Source organism: Enterococcus sp. 2G9_DIV0600, from assembly GCF_002140615.1.
Lineage (GTDB): Bacteria > Bacillota > Bacilli > Lactobacillales > Enterococcaceae > Enterococcus_D > Enterococcus_D innesii.
Genome location: NZ_NGLL01000001.1, coordinates 2691346 through 2696596, shown reverse-complemented (window position 1 = coordinate 2696596; position 5251 = coordinate 2691346). Strand labels below are relative to the sequence as shown.

Sequence of the window (5251 nt, the reverse complement as noted above, 5' to 3'; positions counted from 1 at the left end):
ATTGAATATCATTTCAGTTCTTGCATTTTCTGTAATGCAAGGATACCTTGTAGATGCGTACGTAATTGAATCAACATACGTAATGTTCGTCCCTGCAGTCCTAACAGGAATCGCTGCTTTAATTACATTTATAAAGATCTAATTAGAAAGAGGACAATTATTGTTCTCTTTTTTGTTAGGATAGGGTGCTCTTAATATTGTCGATTCATTGTGCCGCTAAGACAAAAATAGATGAGAATAATATGGTTTTCTATTTTCAAGTTTAATACAAAAGGGTCAGAAACTTAAGGGTTTATGAGCTCTCTTTGATTGCTATAACTATAAAGGAGTTCAAGATAGAATATTCTTTAACAGTTTTTCTATGCTAAATTAACCTATAGTGAGAGTACTAACTATGCTATTAATTCCTATTTACTTAGAAATTATGAGTAAACAACTTGACCTTATATAGATGGTTGTCTATATTACATATATAGACAACCATCTATATAAGGAGGGTCGAAGAATGAATTATGAATCTCTTTCATTAGTATTAAAATCTCTAGCGGATCCAAATCGTATGAAAATAGTAGATGTGCTTTCTTGCGGTAGTTTGTGTGCATGTGATTTACTTGAATATTTTGATTTTACGCAGCCTACACTTTCTCATCATATGAAAGTACTTGAAAAAGCGGGTGTCGTTTGTGTAAGTAAAAAAGGGCAATGGCACCATTATTCATTGAGGGAAGAATTTGTTGTAGAATTTATGGAATCTATTCAACAATTACTTGTAAATAATGAAGACAACTATGTATGCAAAGTAAAAGAAGAATCTAAGTAGGAGGAAAGTAAAAATGAAATCAAAAGGTAAAGCTGAAGGGTTAGGCTTTTTTGAAAAGTATTTAACTCTATGGGTAATTTTGTGTATGATAATCGGAGTATTGATTGGACAGTTTGCTCCAGCTATCCCTGTTACATTAAGTCAATTTGAGTATTTTCAGGTCTCAATTCCAACGGCTATTTTGATATGGTTGATGATTTATCCTATGATGTTAAAAATTGATTTTACCAGTATTGTTCGTGCTGCTAAAAAACCTAAGGGATTAGTTATCACGTGCGTTACTAATTGGCTTATTAAACCGTTTACGATGTATGGCATTTCAGCACTCTTTTTTTATGTGATTTTCCAACAATTGATTCCAATAGAACTAGCAAAAGAATACGTCGCTGGTGCGGTTATTCTAGGAGCTGCACCCTGTACAGCGATGGTTTTTGTGTGGAGCTACCTAACAAAAGGTGACTCTGCCTATACTTTGGTTCAAGTCGCAATCAACGATTTAATTATCCTAGTATTATTTGCACCTATTGTTGCTTTTTTGCTAGGCGTTGATAATGTAAGTGTCCCTTTAGCCACTTTATTACTGTCAACTGTTCTATTTGTAGTTGTTCCACTGTTTTTAGGCTTCATTACTCGAGTGTTGATCATAAAAAAAAGAGGTTTAACCTATTTTGAAAATGTCTTCTTGAAGAAATTTGATTCAGTGACGATTATTGGTTTATTACTAACTCTGATCATTATTTTCTCCTTCCAAGGTGAAAGAATTATTTCCAATCCATTGCATATTTTATTGATTGCAATTCCTTTAACGATTCAAACGATTTTAATATTTACAATTGCTTATAGTTGGTCAAGAGTTTGGAAGTTGCCACATAATATTGCTTCTCCTGCTGGAATGATAGGAGCAAGTAACTTTTTTGAGTTGGCAGTAGCGGTATCAATATCACTTTTTGGATTACAGTCGGGAGCAACTTTAGCAACAGTCGTAGGCGTACTTGTGGAAGTGCCAGTTATGTTACTTTTAGTTAAGGTTTCTAATAAAACAAAAGACGGGTTCATAAATCCGGAATCTTTGAGTGAAATCAAGAACGTATAAAGGATAGGTGTGGAGAAATGAAAATCATCATTATTGGATCTGTCGCCGCTGGAACAAGTGTCGCTGCAAAAGCAAGAAGGAATACTGAAGATGCAGAGATTGTTTTGTATGATAAAGATATGGATGTGTCTTACGCAGTTTGTGGGATTCCATATGCAGTGGGGGGAGAAGTGGAAAACTTTGATGAACTGACGCCTCGTAATGCTGAATGGTTTAAAAAAAGGTACGACGTAGATATTCATACCTCTCATGAAATAACTCAGGTTGACTATGATAAAAAATTGGTTCACGGAATCAATCTAATTACAAAAAAATCATTTACCAATAATTTTGATGTTTTAGTGTTGGCCACAGGATCGGTTTATAATACCCCAGAAATATTTGTTAATAGACATTTTGAGAATGTTTTTCAGGTGAAAAACATTTCGAGTGGGAAAAGTATCAAGAAGTTTGTAGATGAAAACGAGCCAAAAAAAGCAGTTGTCATTGGTGCTGGATATATTGGTTTAGAAATGGCCGAGCAGTTGCAGAGACTAGGTCTTGAGGTCTCGTTACTTCAACGAAGTAAATATCCCATGTCCCATTTAGACTGGGACATGTCTTCAAGAATCATTAATGAAATGAAAAGGAAAAACATTGCCTTTTTCCCAGAAGAAACCGTCAGAAAAGTTAACGGTGATGGTCGTCTGAAGTCTATTGAAACGGCTAAAGGAACTATCTTTTCGGCAGATATTTTTGTATTAGCTACCGGAGTAAAGCCGAACACCGCATTAGCAAAATCCATGGGAATTAAATTAGGAATTACCGGAGCTATAGAAGTAAACGATAAGTTAGAAACCAATCTTCCAAATGTTTATGCTGTGGGTGATGTTGCAGAAAGTTTTGATTGTATAACTAGGCTACCTATTTATCGACCTTTAGCTTCAACAGCCAATAAAATGGGAAGGATCGCAGGAGATGTTATTACAGGTGGCAATCTACGACACAAGGGAATCTTAGGAACTGGTATTTTACGATTCTTTGATTTAACAATTGCTCAAACTGGTCTCACAGAAAAAGATGCTTTAGCAAATAATATAGCTATTACTACTTTATATAATATTAAACCTAATAAGCCGGACTATATGAATGGTAAAGAAATGGTGATCAAAGCAATCGCAAATAAAGAAAATGGGAAGATACTTGGGGCTCAAATCATAGGTTATGATGGGGTAGATAAGCGGATCGATGTGCTTGCTACTGCTATTTCATTTGGCGCAACTGCTGAAGATTTATTTCACTTGGATTTAGCATATGCTCCACCTTTTTCTACAACAAAAGATCCCATTCATTATACTGGGATGGCTTTGAACAACGATATAAATAATGATACCCCGTTAATGACCCCTATAGAGCTATTGAGAAGAATTGATGGCGGCGAAAAATTACAAATTATTGATACCAGATCAAGAAAACAGTTTGAAACTTCGAAAATTGAGGGAGCAATTCACATACCTTTAGCTGAGTTAAGAGATCGATATGAGGAATTGGATAAAGAATGTGTGACAGTAACTTATTGTAATAAAGGCGTTACTGGAAATGCAGCACAAAATATTTTACTGAACAAAGGATTTAAACAAGTTTATAATTTATCCGGAGGAAATAAAAACTATCAAGAAGTTTGTGAAACGATACAAAAATTATGATAGAATTCTAAATATTGGAATAATTAGGAAGAAACTTATTTTGAGGTTTGATGTAACATTTGTATTTTTTTTCAAGCTTCATTTTTTTATATATTATGGACTATTAGAGGTGAAATTGAAGATGGTAGATTTAACTAAAATTGAATACCGAGTTTTGATTTCATTATATGAATGCGAGGGAGGGATAACAAAACGTAACTTTGTAAAAAAATACCCAGAATTTAAGCTGAATACAGCTTATTTAGTTATTGATCGGCTAGTAGACAAAGGGTACTTAGAAATGAATTACTCAAAAAAAACTGAATTATCAGAAAAATTGTTTAGTCCAATCAAATCAATAACTGACTTCTATTCTGATATGTTTGGTATTTGCGCTGTTGATCGTACGGTGAAAAAAGTAATACGTGAACTAACTGATTATAGTCAAACAAGTTTTATTCTAGATAAAATAAGAGAAGCAAAAAGATATGCAAAATAAATTTATATAGTTGGAATGAAAAGGTAAAATCTCATACTTATAGTCTTGGTATACAGTCAAAAAGAAATGGAGAAATGTCTATGGGACTTTTACATTTGCTTTATGTAATATTGTATTCAATTATAGTAATTAGCTTACTTATTTCCTATGATTTATTTGGGGAGCGTCAATAATTTTGTGTAAATGATTCTTCCCTACTGCAGATTGTTTCTAATTCTCAATCAGTTGGCTTAGCATTTGTTCGAGCTCGCCTTCGGCCAGTTGGAAACCTTTATGACTGCGACCTAGGAATTTTTGGTTGTGAGTATCAAAAGACGAGACTAAGAAACGTTCCATCGACTCTTCATTTTGGAACTGTTCCTTGCGGTGGCTGTATTTCTTGATTTGCTTATTAAAGGATTCAATCAAGTTCGTAGAGTAAATAGTCTTGCGTATGGCTAATGGGAAATCATAGAAAGTGAGCAAGTGATCGTTCGAAAGAATCGATTCAACCACTTTTGGATAGCTGGTTTTCCATTTTTCCGCAAAAGCACCACGTGCTTCCAACGCCACCTCTTTAGATGAGGCTTGATACACCATTTTAAAATCATCACAGACTTCCTTACGATCATCGACACGCACTTTGTGACTGATATTACGGGAAACGTGTACACAACAATGTTGAAAACGAGCTTTGGGATAGAACCGACTAATCGCTCCTACCATCCCCTTTAAGCCATCCGTGATGAACAGGAGGACATTTTTCAAACCGCGCTCTTGAAGGTCCAATAAAATTTCCTCCCAAATCGTGATGGATTCAGTCGGTGCAATCGCATAGCTCAATACTTCCTTTGATCCGTCCGGGCGAATGCCAACTGCGATATGAATAGCTTCCTTGGCGACGGTTTTCCGCTTTAACGGAATATACGTTGCGTCCATATAAATAGCAGAATAACGGTCATGAAGCTCCCGCCCTTTAAACGCCGTTACCTCTTCTGTAAATGATTTTGTTATATTGGACATGGTTTGGGGCGTGTAGTGATGCCCATACATTTTCTCAATCAAGTCTGCGATTTCCGACATGGTAATACCTTTTCGGAAGAGGTGAATGACGGTCTCCTCTAACGTGTCATTCATCCGTCTATAAGCAGGAACAGTCTGTTGCTTGAACTCACCATTGCGGTCGCGCGGAATCT

General features: G+C 35.4%; 5 protein-coding genes. 4 read left to right on the top strand and 1 reads right to left on the bottom strand.

The annotated features are described in order from the left end of the window. Positions 1-505: 505 nt before the first annotated feature. The 4 genes from A5870_RS12925 (at position 506) to A5870_RS12910 (ending at position 4076) form a co-directional block, all read left to right on the top strand. Positions 506-820, top strand: coding sequence for an ArsR/SmtB family transcription factor (locus A5870_RS12925; protein WP_086293236.1), 315 nt, complete (start codon positions 506-508; stop codon positions 818-820). 13 nt (positions 821-833) lie between these two features. Beyond that, positions 834-1913, top strand: coding sequence for an ACR3 family arsenite efflux transporter (arsB, locus tag A5870_RS12920; protein ID WP_086293234.1), 1080 nt, complete (start codon positions 834-836; stop codon positions 1911-1913). Positions 1914-1930: 17 nt separating this feature from the next. Then, entirely contained in the window at positions 1931-3598 is a 1668-nt protein-coding gene (locus A5870_RS12915; RefSeq protein WP_086293232.1) for an FAD-dependent oxidoreductase, read from the top strand. 121 nt (positions 3599-3719) lie between these two features. After that, the gene (locus A5870_RS12910; RefSeq protein ID WP_223597931.1) at positions 3720-4076 is read left to right on the top strand and encodes a hypothetical protein; all 357 of its coding nucleotides are present in this window, start codon (positions 3720-3722) and stop codon (positions 4074-4076) included. Positions 4077-4286: 210 nt separating this feature from the next. Here A5870_RS12910 and A5870_RS12905 read toward each other — a convergent pair. Beyond that, a partial coding sequence (locus A5870_RS12905) for an IS256 family transposase (RefSeq protein WP_086293230.1) occupies positions 4287-5251 on the bottom strand: 965 nt, incomplete at its 5' end.

Coding starts and splice junctions, on each gene's coding strand:
- A5870_RS12910 (WP_223597931.1), top strand. CDS start 3,720: ATGGTAGATTTAACTAAAATTGAATACCGAGTTTTGATTTCATTATAT.
- A5870_RS12915 (WP_086293232.1), top strand. CDS start 1,931: ATGAAAATCATCATTATTGGATCTGTCGCCGCTGGAACAAGTGTCGCT.
- A5870_RS12925 (WP_086293236.1), top strand. CDS start 506: ATGAATTATGAATCTCTTTCATTAGTATTAAAATCTCTAGCGGATCCA.
- arsB (WP_086293234.1), top strand. CDS start 834: ATGAAATCAAAAGGTAAAGCTGAAGGGTTAGGCTTTTTTGAAAAGTAT.